The following is a 19587-nucleotide window of genomic DNA, read 5'->3' as shown; positions in this document are numbered from 1 at the left end:
ATAATGTCCTATAACGCAGCCAGCTAAAAACTGGCTGTGTTTTTTTATTTTCTTTTCGACATGTCAGGGGGAAAATGAAGAGTAAAGTAATGTAAAGTTTGAAACTGTAATTTTTAATGTTACAATGGACAAGTAAGCAAGAAGGAAAGCACCTTTATTCTATCACTTCACTGACGAGAGGAATGAATATATATGAAATTGAGTGTACTGGAGCATGGACACATTAGTGAGGGTCGCTATGTACATGATGCCTTGCAGGAAGCTGTAACGTTAGCGCAACATGCTGAACAACTAGGTTATTCCCGATTTTGGATGTCCGAGCATCACGGCGGAGGTGCGTTGTCCTTTTCAAGCCCGGAAATCATGATTGGCCATGTGGCTGCCCATACGGAGCGTATTCGAGTAGGATCAGGAGGCGTTATGCTGCCGCATTACAGCGCGTATAAAGTGGCGGAAAACTTCCGTTTGCTTGAAGCTTTGCACCCTGGACGTATCGACCTTGGCATTGGGCGTGCACCAGGAGGTATGCCTATTGCTAGTAGGGCATTGAATGAGGGCAAATCATCGAATGTACAGTTTTTCCCGCAACAGATTTCGGATCTTGGTGGTTACTTCCACGAGCAGTTGCCTGAAGATCATCGTTTTGCTTCCCTTGTAGCCGGACCTTCCGTTCCAACGGTACCCGAAGTATGGCTCTTGGGGTCCAGCTCGGAAGGAGCAAGGATTGCCGCGGCGCAAGGGACTGCCTATGCATTTGCCCAGTTCTTTGGAACACCAGGCGGAGAGGAAGCGATGAAACATTATCGTCGCCACTTCAAACCGTCCATTCTAGGCGACAAACCTCACTCCATGATTGCGGTCTCCGCTTTCTGTGCGGATACAGAAGAAGAAGCCGCTGAACTGGCTCGCAGCAATGAATTATTTTTCCTGCGACTTGGACGCGGACTGGAACAGAAGTCCTTCCCTTCTCTTGAAACAGTGAATAACTACCCATATACAGCGGTGGAGCTCGAACAGATTCGTCAGCGCCGCTCATTCTCCATCATTGGCACGCCGGATCAGGTGAAGGACAAAATTATTGCGATGGCTGAACGTCACGAAGCCGATGAAGTGATTATTGCGTCTGCCATCCATTCGTTCAAAGCACGTCTGCGTTCTTTCCGTCTGATTGCAGAAGCTTTCGGTCTGAATCAGAACTAAAGCAGGATTATACCTATAGGATCGGGAATATAAGTTTGGATAAGACGGGAACCTTGCTGACTTGGCTGCAGTTGTTGATGCAACAGGCAGACAAGGTTCCGGTTTGCATTTTGGGCTCAACCGGAAAGAGAGGAGATTCACTTGCGCAGATGTGTCATCAGTGACATTCACGGTTGTTATGATGAATTCAATGCACTGTTGGAACAGGTTCATTACGACCCGTCGCAGGATGAGTTGATTTTGCTGGGGGATTATGTAGATCGAGGCCCTAATAGCAAACAGATCATTGAGCAGATTATGAAGCTAAGACAAGAGAACCAAATCGTTATTCTCAAGGGAAATCATGATGCCATGATGGTGAAGGCTCTGACCCATGATGTCGAAGAGTACGATTTACACTGGATTCGCAATGGCGGATTACAGACGCTGGCGAGTTATCTACCCGTTTCGTATGATGGTGATCAGATGGACTGGCAGGCGTATGCTCAGGATAAACAATGGATGCGCTCTCATTATGAGCATCATCTGCATTTTCTGGACGAGCTTTCGTTGTCGTATGAAATTCCGGGATACATTTTCGTACACGCGGGCATTAACCCGGATGTAGCCGACTGGAGAAACCAGTCCGAACGGGATTTTCTCTGGATTCGCGAACCTTTTTACAGCAGACCTACAGCACTTAAGGAGATTGTTGTGTTTGGACATACCCCTGTGCAATATTTGCAGGATGAGCCTGGAATCTGGATGGACCCGCGCGGAGACAAGATCGGTATAGACGGTGGATGTGCTTATGGTGCACAATTGAATTTGCTGGAGATTAACGAAGCAGGTCGTTTGCAGACATTCTTTGTGAAAAAAGGATTGAATACGTTCGATCCTGAGCTGTAGAATATCGTTATCGTTGCACAAACCTGGATAGATGTGCTAATTTATAGAGTTGTAATGTTATACTGTGCAATCATAAAAAGATACATATCCTATTGATGTGAGAGGAATGAAGCGAGTTTGGCTATCTATAATCTGGATCAACTGCAACACCATATTTTACTCTGTAACGGCGGAACATGCATGCGTAATGAAGGGGAAGAAGTCACTCAGGCGGTGCGGGACGAAATTGCGAAACAACAGGCCGGAGGATTCATTCATACAACACGTACCAAATGTAATGGCCGCTGTGATGATGGATGTGTAACGATTGTGTATCCTCAAGGGGACTGGTACGGTAAAATGACCCCGGAATCAGGCCGGGAGCTCGTGCAAGCCCTGTGTAAAGGTGACAAGCTGGACGGACATCTGATTACAAATGTAGCGAATACACCTGCAAATTAGAACAGACGTGGATACCTTTTGATGATAATAAGCCAATAGCTTCTTCTTGATTCCCGGCGTTCTCCACTTGCGAAACTGGCCTTTGTGTAATCTCTCATTAATTCGCTGTAAAGGGATTGGAATTAAGACGTATAAGCGCTATAATCAGTAAGGTATGATTCAAATAAGGATAAGATTAACTTAAACTCGAATTGACGGAGGGCTATGATATGGAAAAAGTACTAATTTTCGGCCACAAAAACCCGGATACAGACACGATCTGCTCAGCAATCGCGTATGCAGACCTGAAAAGCAAATTGGGACAGGAAGTTGAAGCCGTGCGCCTGGGCGAAGTGAATGGCGAAACGCAGTTCGCACTGGATCAATTCAAAGTTGAAGCACCGCGTATGATCAAAACAGCGGCTAACGAAGTGAATAAAGTCATTCTGGTGGATCACAATGAGCGTCAGCAAAGTGTAAGCGATATTGAAGATGTAACCGTTGTTGAAGTCATTGACCATCACCGTATTGCCAATTTTGAGACAAGTCAGCCTTTGTATTTCCGTGCGGAGCCTGTAGGCTGTACTGCAACGATTTTGAACAAAATGTACAAAGAGAACGGCATCGAAATCAGCGCGCCGATCGCGGGTCTGATGTTGTCCGCGATTATCTCGGATTCCTTGTTGTTCAAATCTCCAACTTGCACAGAGCAAGACGTAGCTGCAGCACGTGAGCTGGCTGCTATTGCCGGTGTAGATGCAGATAGCTATGGTCTGGACATGCTGAAAGCTGGCGCAGACTTGAGTCAGAAAACAATTGCTGAGCTGATCTCTCTGGATGCGAAAGAATTCGCTATGGGTACAGCGAAAGTGGAAATCGCCCAAGTGAATGCGGTTGACGTTAACGATGTACTGGTAAAACAGCCAGAGCTTGAAGCGGCGATCGAAGCGATTATCTCCAGCAAAGGACTTGACCTGTTCTTGTTTGTTGTGACGGATATCTTGAACAATGACTCCGTTGGACTGGCTTATGGTGCATCTACTCAAGCGGTTGAAAAAGCATACAATGTAACGCTGACAGACCACAAAGCATTGCTCAAAGGTGTTGTATCTCGCAAATCGCAGATCGTACCTGTTCTGACAGAAGCATTTAACTCGTTGTAATTCGGGGGACACGCCACGATATTACGAGAAAAAGTCATCGTAATGACAGGATGTTAATCTTAACGCAACGTATGCAATGTAGGTAACGTTTATAACAGCACACGAAATATAGTCTAATATTTAAGCCTGCTCTGATCTTCAGTGATCAGGACAGGCTTTTCATGTCAAGGAGGAAGATGCATGGCTCAGATCATTAAAAATGAAAAGATCAAAGCTAACGAAGTGCAACTCACCGGTCTGAATGGAGAAGACCTGGGCGTCATGTCAACACGGGAAGCACTGGCACTGGCCAAACAGCATAAGGTAGACTTGGTGTGTTTGTCCCTGATGACCAGCCCACCTCCGTGTAAACTGATTGGTGCGGGCGCTGCCCGTGAAGAAGCACAGCAGGCGAAGAAAAAGGCAGGCAAATCTCCGGATAAACGCAAAGTAAAGGAAATTCGCCTGCATCTGCAAATGGAGGATCATGACCGGGATGTGAAGCAGTCACAAGCAGAGCGTATTCTGAAAAAAGGTGACTCCGTGAAATTGGTCATCCAAGTGCATGGAGCCAAAGAGGGAGAGTCAGGCAAAGCCTGGGCAGAAGAACTGTGCAAAGCGTTGAAAGAACACGGCACTAAAACGACAGGAGTTCAGGTTAGCGGCAAGCAAGTTGTGGTTCAGCTTGATCCACCGAACTGATAACATATTGCAAGGAGCCCAATATTAAGTCAGCGCCATGGCTGCTTGTGATTGGGCTTTTTGCAATGTATGGGTTATTCTATTAATGACGCGTAACTGATCTCATGATCAGACATTCAAGTACGCAAATAGCGGCTGCCGCCCACTCGAACATACATTTGTCCAGGTAATACGGGTGTGGTTATGTCCGGGTTGTTGCCGGTGGCATTTTTGGCATAGCGGGATAAATAAAGGAAGTCTGGATATATGACCATATCCATTAAATAGGCCGAGGTCATGCTGCCGGGAAAACGAAAATGATTTAAGGTTCGAATAATTTCCTGACCGTTTGCAATGCCAATACCATGTCCGTAGTACCAGTTTTCCCTCAACATAATGGTGTTTTCACCTTGCCATTCAGGGGTTTTGGGTGACACGTCTGGATTTTTGAAATAAAGCACATCTCCAGGTAGTGCGAGTTCCTTGCCATTCTTTTCTGTCAAACGCAGATCACTGTCGTAATGCCAGTCAAATAGCAACAGATTACGGAATAATGAATTAAAGGCATCCTCACGGATGCTTCCAAGTACGCCTCCATAGAGTACAATAACGGTAGCGGTTGCACACTCGAACGCATATAAGCGTCCGTTTCTCCATATATCTCGGATGCCTTCTGCAGGTGTTACATCTGGCCTTAGCTCGAATCCACCCCGTGCATTTCGATTCCAAAAGGCAGGGTTACACCTGGAGTCTTCGAATGAGGCAAAGCTGACACCGCTTCGGTTCAACCCTTCGGCTGCATCAACAAGGGATTCTCTTAAGCTCCATTCAAAATGGAGATGTTCCATGGATTGATACACATACCTAATGGGGCGGTTTTGTAGCTGCTGTAACCAGTACCATTCAAATGCAGACCATTCGGATGGCGACAGTTGAATCGGTTGATTCGCAACAATAATCATGGGGCAATAACCTCCGTTCTTTCATGACCTGGGTGTGCTGAAAAGCTGAAGATCTTAACGTGTCGATTGTTGCCATGTTTTTTTACTTTTGTTTCGTTTAACTATCGTGGTATTTGGGGTACTACTCTATAAGATATAGTTATGTTCAGGTCGATCTGTTCATACGAATAACATTTACATTCTCGGTAAGGGAGGATACGTAGTGTCGAACTCCATCACACAGAGCCGGTCTCTGTTCGAACAATTATACACACACGCGCCAATCGGCATTGCTGTCGCTTCTCATGTTAATGGACTATGGGTGCAGTTAAATCCAGCGTTTTGCGAGATGCTTGGATCAACGGAGGAAGAACTGTTGCATACTTCCGTTGTACATATGATTTATGAAGAGAACCTCAGGTACGAAGAGTTTCGCCGTAATTTCTGGGAAATGACCAACGGTGAACAGCCGATGTATGAAACAGAGGTGCGCCTGAAACGAAAAAACGGCACGTTGCTGTGGGCAACAATCAGAGCTTGCATTGTCCGGGACGAGGTAAGCGGAGAGCCATTATATTTACTAGTACAAGCTGCAGACATTACGAAGCAAAAAGAGGCGGAAGAAACGCTTCTTAATCAGCGTCAACAACTGGAAGAAAGTAGTCGTATTTCGCGCATCCTGGCTGAATCATCCATGGATCTGATTGCAATTCACGAAGCGGATGCCGAGCGCACGTTTAAATATGTATCACATGCCAGCAGAAAAATGCTCGGTTACGAGCCTGAAGAAATGATCGGACGCTCAGGAATGTTCTGTATTCATCAGGACGATATCCCGGCTGTAAAGGCTTATATCCGCCGTCAGATGATCGGGCTCACTCCGGAGCGGATTAGTTATCGTCTAGTACACAAAGATGGTTCCCTTGTATGGGCGGATACGCTGACTCATTATGTTTGTGACGAGTCGGGAAATTTGCAAGAGATGGTTGCAGTCACACGTGATATTACAGAAAGCAAACAGCAACAATTGAATTTGCAGGAGTACAAGTCGTTGTTTGATTGTAATCCGCTTGGTGTGGCATCTCTGGATCTGGACGGGAACTTGCTGAAAGCGAATGTTGGGCAGGAGCAATTAACAGGGCATAGCAAAGAAGAACTGTTAAGCCGACCTTTTGATCATCTGATTGATCCGGTCGACTTGGAGAAGACGCGTTATCATTTTGAAGAATCGGTCAAGGGTGTAGCGCAGCGTTATGAGATTGGTCTGATTCATAAGGATGGACAACGAATCGAGACAAGTGTAATCAACGTTCCTATTTTATTAGAAGATAAAGTGGTTGGTGTCTATGGCATTACGAGTGATGTTACAGCAGCCAAACGTTACGTCGAAGAGATTGAAAATTTAAGTTATGAAAGAGCACTGATCTTGAATGGAATGTCCGAAGGTGTGATTGGGCTGGATCTGGATGGAAACGTGAATTTTGCCAATCCTGCAGCGGCGGAGATGATGAATATCTGTCCGAGTGAGATGAACGGTAAACCTTTGGAAAAAATGATGATACAGATGCAGAGCGAGGGCATTCCATATCCGACGAACGGCACACCTATTTTGCGTGCTGTGCGTGAAGGTAGGGCCTTGCCTCGTACAGAATCCGTATTTTGGCGTCAGGACGGATCGAGTTTTCTTGCAGAGTTCCAACTGAAGCCGATTATGGATCAAGGGAAAACACGTGGTGCTGTGCTGGTCTTCCGTGATATGACTTCGGTAAAAGAAATCATTCGTGCCAAGGAAGCAGCAGAGCATGCGGATCGTGCAAAATCCGAGTTTCTTGCCATTATGAGCCACGAGCTTCGTACACCGCTAAACGGGATTATGGGAATGGCACATCTTTTGATGGAAACGGAGCTGAATGAGGAGCAACAGGGATTTGCCGAGATCATGATTGATAGCGGGGAGTCGTTACTCTATATTTTGAATGAAATACTGGATTTCAGTAAAATCGAAGCAGGCAAAATGGATCTGGAACAGGGGCCAGTAGATATTCGGGACATGTTAGGCAGTGTAATAGAGCTGTTCTCCATTAAAGCCTCTGAGAAGAATATTGAGCTGTACAGTGAAATATCGGATCACATTCCGGAACGTGTATGCGGAGATGAGACAAGAATTCGTCAAATTCTGATTAATTTGGTGGGTAATTCTGTTAAATTTACTGAAAAAGGAAGCATCACGATCGTTGCGGAGATGGATTCTTCGCAAGCATATGGTCCAGATCAGCTGATGCTTTCGTTTAAAGTTAAAGATACAGGCATTGGTATTGCATTTGATAAACAGCATCAATTATTTCAATCCTTCTCCCAGTTGGACCCAGCGATTAATCGGAAATTTGGAGGAACGGGGCTGGGACTTGCCATTAGCAAGAAATTAGTGGAGCTGATGGGCGGAGCCATTGGAGTTCAAAGTGAGATTGGGCAGGGAGCGGAATTCCAGTTTACTATTATGCTGGACAAGTGGACAGAGGAGGAAATGGTGTCAGAAGAAGGTGAGGTTGCTGTCACGGTAGAATTGCCAGAGCGTAACCGCCTTGCACGAGGCATTCGGATTTTGATTGCCGAGGATCAGGCTGTGAATAGCCATCTTCTGGAGGAAATGCTTCGCAAATTTGGCGGGGTGTGCGATGTTGTGGAGAATGGAGAACAAGCTATACATTTGCTTGCAACTACCCCTTATGATCTGATTTTCATGGATATCCAAATGCCTGTGATGGATGGGATTGAAGCGACTTGTGAGATTAGGAAAATGCATCCGGAAATCCCTGTGATCGCTGCGATAACAGCCTTTGCAGGGGAGCGAGATCGGGAAGCTTGTTTGCAATGCGGAATGCAAGACTTCATAAGCAAACCTTTCCACTCTGCAGAAATTATCCGAGTGCTGAACACATGGGTACCTTATATTCAATCCCACCAAAGGAATTGGAATGATTAACTCAAAAAACCTGTAACTCCAATGGAGTACAGGTTTTTGAAGTTTAAAGCTGCTTTCTTTTGTACGTTTAAGTGATTGACGTTACTACACTGTTTAAAAACTCCGTAATCAGGACCATCCTCCGATTAATCCTGAGAGTGTTACACATTCATCATCTTCCAATTCTGCAATCAGCGTAAGCTCTTCATTATCTTGCGGATTTACCGAAAATAACTCACGGCGTCCATCTTCGTGTTTGATGATAACTAACTGATTACCACCTTTTGTATGGAACTGGTACTTCACCCCGATACCAGGCAGGGCGCATTCCCGGATATTCATGAAACTTGTTCACCTCTTTAGTTTTTGCTTTAATCATCGTTAACCGTTCTCACAGTACGGATGTATTCTACTATCCATAACACCGTTTGGCAAGTCACAAATCTCATTGCCCGGAAGGGGTCATGAATTTTTTAGATCTGCAATCGAATTTCGCCGTCGTCTTGTCCGTCTGCGCCGTATGAAGAACCAGATGAGCAAGGCCAGGACCAACACAAGGCCTGCGATGGCCACAAACAGGATATTCCGAATATTCGGAATCTGTACTGTCAAATCCAGCTTATTCTTTTGCAAAGGAGAAACGTTCCAGATTAGCGTTTTACCACCATCTTCTACCAGGTCAGCATTGGAATCCTGGGCTTTAATCGGCAGAGAGAGTTTGAAGTCAAAATTCACATCTTTTAACAAAAGCCTTTTGAGAAAACCCGGAATGCTATTGATCCTATCTTTAATATCCCCATCGGGCATGGATTCCATAACGTCAGCTTCGGCAAGGATATGCAATTGGGATGTGAAAAAACCTGGTGTCTTGGAGTGTTCGATAAGAATTCCTGGTGGTAGCTTCGAGGAATCGAATCCGGTCAGGTTGCTTTTTTCATAATGAGTCGTTGCTTTCAACACGTTCTGGTCTGCCTGTTTGCTCACTTCTGTCTTAAAATTATTCCGTTCCAACGCTTCAGCTAGCAAGGGCATTAGATTGTCTTGTCCAATTTTGCCAAGGGCCGAGTCCGACACACTTAGATTCAGATCCAGATCGGCCGTTCCATCTGTATTCACAGTTACATGGGCTTCTCCATCTGCACAGGCGGACAACATGATAAGCATGAGGGCAAACATAATAGAAAGCGATAATTGACGTATAGAAATGCGAGTTGACATGTGAAGCCTGCCTTTCTGCGTAGGTCTAGTGTGGTAATGTCCATATCTATCCAATCCAGAAGTATAGTATACAACGGAACGACGGGAGATGCGAACAAGATGTATAAAACGGGGTAAATGGTGAGATTACTATGGCGCTGGATTAAAAAAGTGAACTAAAAGTGATGTTTATCGTTGATTAAAATTAAAGATTTCGTATTTTTGTCAATGTTCGGTTAATTCAAACGGCCATTCCGCGTGTACACTAAGATAGAGATGAATATACGGGCAAGGGAGGTACATTCATGACTTATATTATTATTCTAGCTGCGATTATGGTTGTGGGTATGATTGGAATGGGCTGGTTCTATAAGATTGTTGACGAAGACAAACATTAATTGTGGAACCATCCATAGGAACAATTGAAAAAAGACAAGCCTATAAGCTTGCTTCGCGGATGCGAGGCGGGCTTATTTGATATTTTTGTAAAAGCATTTGACCGATGGACAAATATTTTTCGTAAAGTTGGGATTTTTAGGCTTCACTTTTGTATAATAAGGGATAGCTTCTCGGGTTTTTCCCGAAATTTGCCAAACAGGAAAGGGTGTACATAAATGAAGTTTAGTGAATATACGTATACACGTCCCGATCTGGAACACATCAAGACCTCTTTCGGTGAACTGCTGAAGGGATTCGAAGCGGCATCTACAGTGGAAGAGCAGAGTGAATTCATGGACAAGATCAATGCTTTGCGTAACGATTTTGAAACGCAAGCACAGCTGGTCTATATCCGTCATTCTATTGATACCAATGATGAGTTTTATAAGGCAGAGAATGAATTCCTGGATGATAGTCAGCCTGTTGTCCAAGAATACATTACCGATTTTTACCGTGCGCTGGTGAACTCCAAGTTCCGTGCAGAACTAGAGAAAAAGTGGGGACCCCAGCTGTTTCAGCTCGCTGAGCAAGCTTTGAAAACATTCAGCCCGGAGATCATTGAGGATCTTCAAAAGGAAAATAAACTTTCTACAGAATACAATCAGCTGATTGCTTCTGCCAAAATTCTATTCGAAGGTGAAGAGCGCACGCTGCCTCAGCTTCATCCGTTTGAGCTGTCTACGGATCGCTCGATGCGTGAACGTGCTTCGGAAGCCCGGTATACATTTATGGCGGAGCACGAAGCTGAATTTGACCGCATTTACGATGAACTGGTGAAGGTACGTACACAGATTGCGAAAAAACTGGGGTATCCGAGCTATGTGGAGCTTGGTTATGACCGTATGAACCGTACAGATTATAATGCGGAGATGGTCGCTAATTTCCGCGCGCAAGTCCGCGACTACATCGTACCTGTTGCGACCAAGCTCAGAGAGCGTCAGCGTAGCCGGATTGATGTCGATACGCTTTATTTTTACGATCAGGGCTTCAGTTTCAAAACGGGCAACCCAACACCCAAAGGTGATCCAGACTGGATCGTAGAGAACGGGAAACGCATGTACGCAGAACTTTCACCAGAGACCGATGTGTTCTTCCAGATGATGACTGACAACGAATTGATGGATCTGGTAAGCAAAAAAGGCAAACAGGGCGGCGGATATTGCACGTTCCTGAACGATTACAAAGTGCCGTTCATTTTCTCCAACTTCAACGGTACGTCGGGTGACATTGATGTATTGACCCATGAAGCTGGACATGCTTTCCAGGTGTATGAGAGCCGTAACTTTGCTGTGCCGGAATATAACTGGCCTACATTTGAATCCGCAGAGATTCATTCGATGAGTATGGAGTTTTTCACTTGGCCGTGGATGGAATTGTTCTTCAAGGAAGATACAGACAAGTACAAGTTCGATCATTTGTCCTCAGCCCTGTTGTTTATTCCATATGGTGTATCTGTGGATGAATTCCAGCATTTTGTCTATGCGAACCCGGATGCGACACCAGCAGAACGCAAGCAGGCTTGGCGTAACATTGAGAAGACTTATCTGCCGCATATCAACTACAAGGATAACGCATATCTGGAGCAAGGCGGATTCTGGCATAAACAAGGTCATATTTTTTCTTCACCATTCTATTACATTGACTACACGCTGGCACAAATCTGTGCGTTCCAGTTCTGGAAACGCAGTAATGAAGATATGAAATCAGCATGGGCTGATTATCTGACATTGTGCAAAGCTGGTGGTAGCCTGTCCTTCACAGGTCTGGTGGAGCTTGCTGGTTTAAAATCACCATTTGAAGACGGCTGTGTATCATCCGTCATTGGTGAGATTGAAGCTTGGCTTGATGGTGTTAACGACAAGGCATTGTAATCGGAAAAGCAATCAAACGATATGGCGGCTTAGACCCTGAGGGTGTCTAAGTCGTCTTTTTTATGATCAAAGAAACTATAAAATCCGGTTAGCTGCATGGGACAATGTAACATTTATCAGTTGATTGTGATTTATTTCACTATAGCTGGAAACGGATTCAGTTACAATAAAGGTAGTAAATCAGGGTTACAGGAGGCTGGTTCAGATGGCAACGCATGCATATTATGTCCCACCCGTGAATTTGATGGGTAGAGGGTGTTTGCAGGATGCAGCTCCAATGATTGGACAGATGGGTATACGTAAGGCTCTGGTCGTTACGGATCAGGAACTGGTTTCGTCAGGTATTGCCGAACGTGTATTGTCTACGCTGCGGAAAGCAGGGTTAGACTATGTCGTATATGATGAGGTACAGCCCAATCCAACATGCGAGCAAGTGCATGAAGGGTTACAAGTATTCCAGAACCATGGCTGTGACGCCATTATATCGATAGGCGGAGGTTCACCGCAGGATGCTGCAAAAGCGATTGGAATCGTTGCTGCAAACGGTGGACACATCCGTCAATATGAAGGACTGCATCAATCCCGTACCAAATCGGTCCCCCTGGTAGCTGTGAATACAACAGCTGGTACATCAAGCGAGGTGACGATGAACTACGTCATTACAGATGAGGAGCGAAAAGTGAAAATGGTGATGGTAGACCGGAACTGTCTAGTTGATCTGTCGGTAAATGATCCTGAGCTTATGCTGAATAAACCTGCGAGTCTGACTGCTGCAACAGGCATGGACGCGTTAACCCATGCGGTTGAAGCGATGGTTACACCAGGCGGATTTACGGTTACAAGTGCAACGGCTGCTGCTGCGGTCAAATTGATCTTTGAATATTTGCCAAGAGCAGTGAAGGATGGGACTGATCTGGAAGCAAGGGAGTATATGACTTACGCCTGTTTCCTGGGAGGTATTGCTTTTAACAATGCGGGTCTCGGATATGTTCATGCCATGGCACATCAATTAGGCGGGGTATATGATCTACCGCATGGTGTGTGTAACGCGATGTTGCTTCCTTATGTTGAAGAGATGAATGCCAAACATGTGCCGGACAAATTCCGTCATATCGCCAAGGCGATCGGGATGGATGTAAAGGAGCGCACCGATGAGGAATGTGCAGCATACGTCATTACTGCGATTCGGAACCTGGCCAAAGAAGTGGGGATTCCTGAAAAGCTGTCCGAACTTGGGGTACAAAACCCGGATGTGGAGTTGCTTGCAAGTAATGCAATGAAAGATGCTTGTGCACCAGGTAATCCGTATCAACCGTCCAAGGATGAGGTTATGAACCTTTTCCGAAAGATAATCTAGAACAGATTGAAGAGAAGCTTTTATACTACTCATGTTTAGACTATAGAGAAATAAATAATGGTACAATGGAGTCGCTGAGATCAGCGGCTTTTTTTGACTTGACTTGATTTGACTTGATTTGACTTGATTTGACTTGAATAGATATGAATTGTGGGATACGCTTACATCTGTTGTTGAAAAAGTTAATAATGTTGGCGTTACATACTATGTTGGAGACTCCAATGTATTTAAATCGTTGATGGAGGCCGTGATGAAACAGGATCAATTACATGTAAAAGCACCTGGCAACTGGATGAATGACCCGAACGGGTTTATCTATTATCGAGGAGAGTACCACTTATTCTATCAATACTTCCCGTATGGCCTGCAGTGGGGCACCATGCATTGGGGTCATGCGACCAGCCCGGATTTGGTCACATGGACGCACCATCCTATAGCCCTATATCCAAGCAAAGGGTATGACCAAAATGGTTGTTTCTCTGGAACGGCACTCGAAATGCAAGGCCAAATGTTTTTATTTTATACCGCTGTCAAATACGATGTGCTCAATGAAGAGAACATTCATGTGATTGTGGATGATCAATTCGAGTCGAGTCAGGCTGTGATCATCTCGGAGGATGGCTATACGTTTGATAACCTGACCTCTAAGCAGCAGATCATACCTCCGATCGTCGATTCTGTTCTGGGGGATCGCACGCATACACGTGATCCAAAAGTGTGGAAGTCCCGGGATCGGTATTATATGATTTTGGGCACCAAGACGAGAGATCGACAGGGCAAGCATTTGTTTTATTCAAGTGAGGATCTGCTCCAGTGGACATATGTGAACAGCTATACCAAGTCAGGGCTGGGGTATATGTGGGAGTGCCCGGATATTTTCAGTTTGTTGGATCATTCGAGTGGAGCCCAGCAGACTGTACTGCTGATGTCCCCGGAAGGGATTCAAAGCGAACCGTTGTATACAAGTCACGCGATGTGCAGTCTGGTTTCCTTCAAAGAAGAGAGCTGCGATATCATCATTCCGGATCAATTGAATATGGTCGATTATGGTGGGGACTTGTATGCGCCTCAGACGAATCTGGATGCAGCAGGGCGCAGGGTTATGATAGCCTGGATGCGAATGCCGCTACCTGTGGAGAATCCGGGTGAGAAGCCGTGGATTGGCATGATGGCCTTGCCACGAGTCATCGAGGTCGAGGACGAACAGATATATTTCCGAGTGCATCCCGAGGTGGAGACACATTTTAAGACCCCTATCCCTGTCGAGCAGATTAATTATGCCAAGCCATTTCAAGTGAACGTTGTGTTGCAGGAACATCAGGTTCTGGATATTGGCGGTTATCGAATATGGCTGGAAGACGGAAGAGTGCATACCGATCGGGCAGAGGTGTTTAGGGGCTTGGATCAATATGATCTTCAGTTTCAGACTCCGGAGCTTCAGGGGAACTGTGAACTCAACATTTTTGTAGAACCTAACTTGATTGAAATTTTTGTGAATCAGGGGCAGTATGTATTAAGCAATGTGGTATATGATCTGCAAGCTTATGTAAGCTATACGGGTGAATTGGAGTGTAAAATAGGATAAGTGCAGTGTTAGAGCCGGAGAAATCCGGCTTCTTTGATGCATACGTATTCAATGTGTCTATAGACATCTTCACAAATAAAGTCTAATGCGTAATAATGTAGGTCGGACTATTGGCAGCATATGACATGCACTTCAGGAGGCATCATGAAACTCAGCACAACTGATCTAAACCATTATTTGCGACAGTATGAGATCTATTTGAGTGTAGAACGCAATCTGTCTCATAAATCCATCAGAGCATATTTATCTGATCTGAATAGACTTGTAATCTGGCTTGATTCACATGTATTACACGAAGTAACTAGAGATAATTTGCGTAAATACCTTGAACAATTAACGAGTGAACAGACGCTTAAAGACTCTACGATTAAGAGGAAATACATATGTTTTAAAGCATTCTTCAATTATCTCGTGCAGAACGGAAATCTTAAGGAATCACCCATCGACGGTTACGGGAAGAAATTCAAAACGGCAAGGCGCATTCCCAAGACACTTTCCGTCAATGAGATTGAGAAATTGTTAAATGCCCCTCAAGAGCATATGAAACAATTACACACCATTTTTCGAAAGAGGATAAACCTGCGAAATGCCGCAATTATTGAGTTGTTATACGTCATCGGGATTCGTATTGGTGAATTGGTTAGTATAGATATTGAGCATATTGATCTTGAAGAGAGAACCGTGCTCATCTTTGGGAAAGGGCGTAAGGAGCGACTCTTATATATTTCAAGTGAAGAGGTTATTCAAAAGATTAAGAGCTGGCTCCAAGTTCGTGAGAACTTCGAACCTCAAAGTGACGCTCTTTTTCTTAATAAATACGGCCATAGGCTCTCCATATATTCTATAGAGGACATTTTTTCGAAATTTAGAGATATGTCAAAAGTAAGTAAAAATTCAACTCCGCATTATCTTCGCCATAGTTTTGCTACTCATTTGCTAAATAATGGTGCAGATCTGCGATCGGTACAGGAGATTCTTGGACATACCAATGTAAGCACGACACAAATCTATACCGAAGTCTCTGTGGAACGAAAGAAGGATGTACTGTCGAGGTTTAATCCAAGAAATAACTTAAAAGTGTAGAGAAAAACCTCCAAATAACTATAAATTATTTGGAGGTTTTGTAGTGATTGATCATAACATAGTTCTTATCACAGATGAAAAAAAAGAATATAACTTTGCAGACTTGTCTAGAAAAGACCTTGAAGGAAATAATGCTTCTTCAACGGAAAGCATAATCGACGCTCTCAATAAAATATGCAAGAAAGTTATTCATTACACTGATCTAGAACTATTTACAACGAATATTCCTCAACATAAGGATGATATTATATTCCCCATGAGATTCGGTGAGAACTCTCCCAACTCTAAAAGCCTTTTACCAGCCATTTGTGAAGCTAACAACTTAAAATACGTGGGAGGAGATTCTTTCACACATTCATTATGCAATGATAAACATTTATCAAAATTATATGCGAAAGAATTTGGGATTTCTGTCCCTAAAGGTTTTCTAGTTCGTAAACTTAATGATAGTATTCTTAAATATCTCCCTACTTTGAATCTTCCTCTTGTAATAAAACCAAATTATGGAGGTGGGTCGACTGGCATTTCAAATAATAATTTGGTCTATTCATATAACGAGGCTGAAGATTTAATAAATAAACTTTTTGTTTTTCATAATATTCCAATTATAGTTGAAGAATATATTGAAGGATATGAAGTCGAATACTCAATTTTCGGAAACAAAAACAAGATTATTCTTTCAGGAGAAGCACAGTTAAAAATTGATGAAACAACATTTTTTAAACGAGAAATTTGGGGATATGAAACTAAGAAAATTGATGATTCTTCTGTTGATTTTCTAACTAGTAATTTGATACCAACTAGTGTGAAAGAAAAAATGATTACATTGTTCAAGTCTTTCGATAAAATTGAGTTTATGCGTGTTGATGGCCGCATTAGTAATGATGAGTTTTATCTTATTGAATTATCTCCAGATTGTTTTCTGGGTAAAGACTGTGCTTTTTATCATGTTTTTGCACAAAATAACTTATTGTTTGAGGAGATGTTTGAGTCACTAATCATTAATGCTGCAAATCTCTGCTAACTTCAATATTCCAATACCCTAAAAAATCAAGACGATAGGGTGTATTTGGAGTAACATATGGGTTCAAATTTTCCGCTCTCACAGATTGCAATTCACTTATTTCTTTGGAGTAAATTAGTTGGTTGGGGTTATTTATCTCTTGATAATAAAAGGACAAGTTTGAATATACGATGTGTAAAAACTCTTCATATTTGTAGTTTTCAAACTCTGATTGTTCGATCTCTCTGCATAGTTCGTGAGCAATTGTGTAATCCTTTTTTACTGTGTAGAAAACCAGAAGGTTACATTTAACAATGATTTTTTCATAAGGATTTGAGGTTAAGAGTAAAGCGTCCTTCAAGTTCTTTAGAACTGGTTCCGTAAAATTTCCCGAGAGCATGTCTATTACTGCATAATTATTTAATATCATATTTTCTTTTACTTTTCCTTCGCTCAATTCTACTGCCATTTCGAGATCTTCTTTGGCAGCATCTAGTTCTCCTAAATATGAATGGCACATTGCTATAGATATATATATTTGCGCTTGGAGATCTTTTCGATTAAAGGAATCAAATATTTCTAAACATTTATTATATAATTTTAAGCTTTCTGTGGATTCAACAAGTTCAGCATAGTTTCTCAAAAGAAATGCATATTCCATATATTTCTCGTAACTTTTTACTGAGAGCATTTTTTGAGCAAAAACTTTTGATTCATGTAAGCCTTTAGTCTCCATCATAGATGAAAGTAGCATTAATTCCATTGTTAAGCGACATTGGCTTCCCTGGACTTCATCTTGAATTAATTGCTGAACTTCATCTTGAGTCTCAGAATTGTTATTATTTAATACCTTTAGGCCTACATAGTAGGCTCTATGAAGAGGATTAGCTTTATTGTAAATTATATTTAGTGATTCTTCGGCAAACTGTCCTAATTCCATCTGATATGAAACTTCAAGTAAAGCGAGTGAGATTTCATCACTAATTCTAATATTTGGATTATTTTTGTCTAATAATTTATCACGTAAGTAGACTAATTTGGATAATATTCTTTGGGGATATTTTTGTTGTATTATCATTTCTTTAATTTCTTTCAAAATGCCAATGATAGATTCATCATGGAATTTAAGATACAGCATGAATAATTTCTCAGTTGCTACATTGTTGTCACGCATCTCATTTCTTGATTTGTTGTAATAGTTTGTCAAGAGACGATATGCAGCAGCTAATGTAGGATTATGGCTCTGTCTTTCCAATTCTAAAATAATTGAATCATGGGAAATTTCAATTTCATTTGATATTGTAGAAATTATGTATTTCTGCTCTAATTTTTTTAAAATTTCAGCAACTTTTTGTTGGGTGAAGAGTAAAAATTGATCTTGTTCATTTGTTAGAAGTTGCACAAGGAGAGTAGAATCAATTTTACCTTCATTGAGATAGACAGTATTAACGACGTATCTCTCGCTGGAATCTAATTTTTCAAGCGAATACTGTATAGGGCTATTTTCACTTGGTATATCTGATGTTAGAAGCTTCATTCTTTGTAAATTCCCATATCCGTTATCGTATATTTCCTTAACCTTTTCTAAGTCAGTAATTAAGGCTGTAGGAGGAATTAGCTTTTTCGCTTCGATGAAATCCATTTTTTTGATTTCATAACATTCATATGAAGTATTTTTGTCTAAATCCAATTGTTCCATGAAGCGAACTACAGATGTCGAAACATCTTTATAGTCTTCAATTTCACTAGTATATTCGAAGATTAATTTTAAATTAGATACTTTCTTTAAGATATCTGAAAGTATTTCAATAGACTGAGTGTCTATGTTTTGTATATTCTCAATGGATATAAAGAAAGTTTGTGTACTTAACACATGAATTAGATAATCTTTTTTTCTGGTAATACCAATATCCTCAGAAGACTCATAAAGCTTGTTCTCATTTTCGATCCCCACCTTATTTCTCAAAAAATTATAAAAGAATAGGGCTATTCCCTTAAGATTCTTAAGAGCATGGCCTTCTGGGGTAGGAATTGATTGGGCTTCATTTTTAGCTAATTCGGATATCTCTTTATAAAGCCTATTTATATAACATAGATTCTCAATTGTATCTGGTGAACTTCGACTTACTTTTACTCTAAAGGATAAATAATCTTTAAATTCTTCATTAAATAACTTTTGAACAAGACCGCTTTTTCCAACACCGCTTGGACTATAAAGTAAAATAATCTTGTTCCAACTTTTCTTATCTTCCATAATCTTAACTATATCTCTAGTTTCCTGCACTCTGTTGTAAAATGTCATATATCCCACTCCAATCTTTTTATAGAGAGTTATCTCCAAATAATTTATAGTTATTAGTATGTAATTTCTCGATTCATTGCTGAATGTCTTGATCTTACTTTCATACCACCTTTGATATTCGACACATTTCTATTATATTCCTCTAAAAATTTACAAAATAATTGCCCATTTCTGATTCATAAGACCTGTTTTGTTAGTTTCATAGGAGAAAAGGTTTAGTTTTTTCAGTTGGTTTCCATATTATTACCAAGAGGATTTTAATTCGTATTTATCGAATAGATTAAAATAACAGCGGCGTTACAGGAGCGCGTAAGGTTCAAACCAGCGATGCCCTGATTTTTTTTCAAATTTGCTGTTACCGCAAGATTCCCCGATCGAATTCCTGTTTAATGGGTAATAAGCTCATTTTTCATTACCCATCATTAGCACAGTCTACAATGCAAGCCAAGTCATTTTCTACACAATCAACATGCTCTGCAACACCAACACCATCTACATGCATTAAAACACACCATCG

The 19587-nt window shown here is 42.1% G+C and carries 15 protein-coding genes; 11 read left to right on the top strand and 4 right to left on the bottom strand.

The genetic code is table 11. From position 1 onward, the window contains the following. Positions 1-192 precede the first annotated feature (192 nt). The 5 genes from J2T16_RS05495 (at position 193) to infC (ending at position 4352) form a co-directional block, all read left to right on the top strand. Positions 193-1200: an LLM class flavin-dependent oxidoreductase gene (locus J2T16_RS05495; RefSeq protein WP_221791217.1), complete on the top strand. Its 1008-nt coding sequence runs from the start codon at positions 193-195 to the stop codon at positions 1198-1200. A 141-nt stretch (positions 1201-1341) separates the two neighbouring features. Further along, positions 1342-2088 carry a metallophosphoesterase family protein gene (locus J2T16_RS05490; protein ID WP_221791215.1) on the top strand — a complete coding sequence of 249 codons (747 nt, stop codon included), beginning with the start codon at positions 1342-1344 and terminating at the stop codon, positions 2086-2088. A gap of 117 nt (positions 2089-2205) precedes the next feature. Continuing rightward, the gene (locus tag J2T16_RS05485; protein ID WP_154886199.1) at positions 2206-2529 is read left to right on the top strand and encodes a (2Fe-2S) ferredoxin domain-containing protein; all 324 of its coding nucleotides are present in this window, start codon (positions 2206-2208) and stop codon (positions 2527-2529) included. Positions 2530-2738: 209 nt separating this feature from the next. Next, the gene (locus J2T16_RS05480; protein WP_154886198.1) at positions 2739-3671 is read left to right on the top strand and encodes a manganese-dependent inorganic pyrophosphatase; all 933 of its coding nucleotides are present in this window, start codon (positions 2739-2741) and stop codon (positions 3669-3671) included. A 189-nt stretch (positions 3672-3860) separates the two neighbouring features. Beyond that, a complete protein-coding gene (gene infC, locus J2T16_RS05475) occupies positions 3861-4352 on the top strand; it encodes a translation initiation factor IF-3 (protein ID WP_154887349.1) in 492 nt (163 codons plus the stop codon). Positions 4353-4468: 116 nt separating this feature from the next. Here the strand turns inward: infC and tgl are convergent, their stop codons facing one another. Then, positions 4469-5293 (bottom strand): spore coat transglutaminase TGL, encoded by an 825-nt coding sequence (tgl, locus tag J2T16_RS05470; protein ID WP_090920700.1) that lies wholly within the window; start codon positions 5291-5293, stop codon positions 4469-4471. A gap of 202 nt (positions 5294-5495) precedes the next feature. On the opposite strand from tgl, the gene J2T16_RS05465 reads away from it, so the two are divergent. Beyond that, positions 5496-8255, top strand: coding sequence for a PAS domain-containing hybrid sensor histidine kinase/response regulator (locus J2T16_RS05465; protein WP_336122530.1), 2760 nt, complete (start codon positions 5496-5498; stop codon positions 8253-8255). A 108-nt stretch (positions 8256-8363) separates the two neighbouring features. On the opposite strand, the gene J2T16_RS05460 is transcribed toward J2T16_RS05465, so the two are convergent. Continuing rightward, positions 8364-8576, bottom strand: a complete 213-nt coding sequence (locus J2T16_RS05460) for a cation:proton antiporter regulatory subunit (protein WP_090920691.1) — start codon at positions 8574-8576, stop codon at positions 8364-8366. 120 nt (positions 8577-8696) lie between these two features. Further along, a complete protein-coding gene (locus J2T16_RS05455; RefSeq protein ID WP_499017927.1) occupies positions 8697-9452 on the bottom strand; it encodes a hypothetical protein in 756 nt (251 codons plus the stop codon). 593 nt (positions 9453-10045) lie between these two features. On the opposite strand from J2T16_RS05455, the gene J2T16_RS05450 reads away from it, so the two are divergent. From J2T16_RS05450 to J2T16_RS05430, 5 genes are all read left to right on the top strand, one after another. Further along, the gene (locus tag J2T16_RS05450; protein ID WP_221791207.1) at positions 10046-11740 is read left to right on the top strand and encodes a M3 family oligoendopeptidase; all 1695 of its coding nucleotides are present in this window, start codon (positions 10046-10048) and stop codon (positions 11738-11740) included. 205 nt (positions 11741-11945) lie between these two features. Then, on the top strand, positions 11946-13097 hold the full coding sequence (locus tag J2T16_RS05445; protein WP_336122532.1) for an iron-containing alcohol dehydrogenase: 1152 nt from the start codon (positions 11946-11948) through the stop codon (positions 13095-13097). 133 nt (positions 13098-13230) lie between these two features. Beyond that, complete coding sequence (locus J2T16_RS05440; protein ID WP_336122533.1) at positions 13231-14682, top strand: glycoside hydrolase family 32 protein; 1452 nt, start codon at positions 13231-13233, stop codon at positions 14680-14682. Between the two features lie 144 nt (positions 14683-14826). Further along, on the top strand, positions 14827-15765 hold the full coding sequence (locus tag J2T16_RS05435; protein ID WP_090920680.1) for a tyrosine-type recombinase/integrase: 939 nt from the start codon (positions 14827-14829) through the stop codon (positions 15763-15765). Between the two features lie 43 nt (positions 15766-15808). Beyond that, on the top strand, positions 15809-16789 hold the full coding sequence (locus tag J2T16_RS05430; RefSeq protein WP_336122535.1) for a D-alanine--D-alanine ligase family protein: 981 nt from the start codon (positions 15809-15811) through the stop codon (positions 16787-16789). On the opposite strand, the gene J2T16_RS05425 is transcribed toward J2T16_RS05430, so the two are convergent. Next, entirely contained in the window at positions 16767-19070 is a 2304-nt protein-coding gene (locus tag J2T16_RS05425; protein WP_336122536.1) for a tetratricopeptide repeat protein, read from the bottom strand. The two genes, J2T16_RS05430 and J2T16_RS05425, sit on opposite strands and share 23 nt — an antisense overlap. Positions 19071-19587 lie beyond the last annotated feature (517 nt).

Origin of the sequence: Paenibacillus intestini, from assembly GCF_030803945.1 — a bacterium.
Classification (GTDB): domain Bacteria; phylum Bacillota; class Bacilli; order Paenibacillales; family Paenibacillaceae; genus Paenibacillus; species Paenibacillus polysaccharolyticus.
This window is presented reverse-complemented; position numbering and strand designations above follow the sequence as displayed.

What these genes read in the sequence shown, in the direction of transcription:
- J2T16_RS05480 (WP_154886198.1), top strand. Translation starts at nt 2,739, where the DNA reads ATGGAAAAAGTACTAATTTTCGGCCACAAAAACCCGGATACAGACACG.
- J2T16_RS05460 (WP_090920691.1), bottom strand. Translation starts at nt 8,576, where the DNA reads ATGAATATCCGGGAATGCGCCCTGCCTGGTATCGGGGTGAAGTACCAG.
- J2T16_RS05425 (WP_336122536.1), bottom strand. Translation starts at nt 19,070, where the DNA reads ATGACATTTTACAACAGAGTGCAGGAAACTAGAGATATAGTTAAGATT.
- J2T16_RS05455 (WP_499017927.1), bottom strand. Translation starts at nt 9,452, where the DNA reads ATGTCAACTCGCATTTCTATACGTCAATTATCGCTTTCTATTATGTTT.
- J2T16_RS05435 (WP_090920680.1), top strand. Translation starts at nt 14,827, where the DNA reads ATGAAACTCAGCACAACTGATCTAAACCATTATTTGCGACAGTATGAG.
- tgl (WP_090920700.1), bottom strand. Translation starts at nt 5,293, where the DNA reads ATGATTATTGTTGCGAATCAACCGATTCAACTGTCGCCATCCGAATGG.
- J2T16_RS05495 (WP_221791217.1), top strand. Translation starts at nt 193, where the DNA reads ATGAAATTGAGTGTACTGGAGCATGGACACATTAGTGAGGGTCGCTAT.
- J2T16_RS05445 (WP_336122532.1), top strand. Translation starts at nt 11,946, where the DNA reads ATGGCAACGCATGCATATTATGTCCCACCCGTGAATTTGATGGGTAGA.
- J2T16_RS05450 (WP_221791207.1), top strand. Translation starts at nt 10,046, where the DNA reads ATGAAGTTTAGTGAATATACGTATACACGTCCCGATCTGGAACACATC.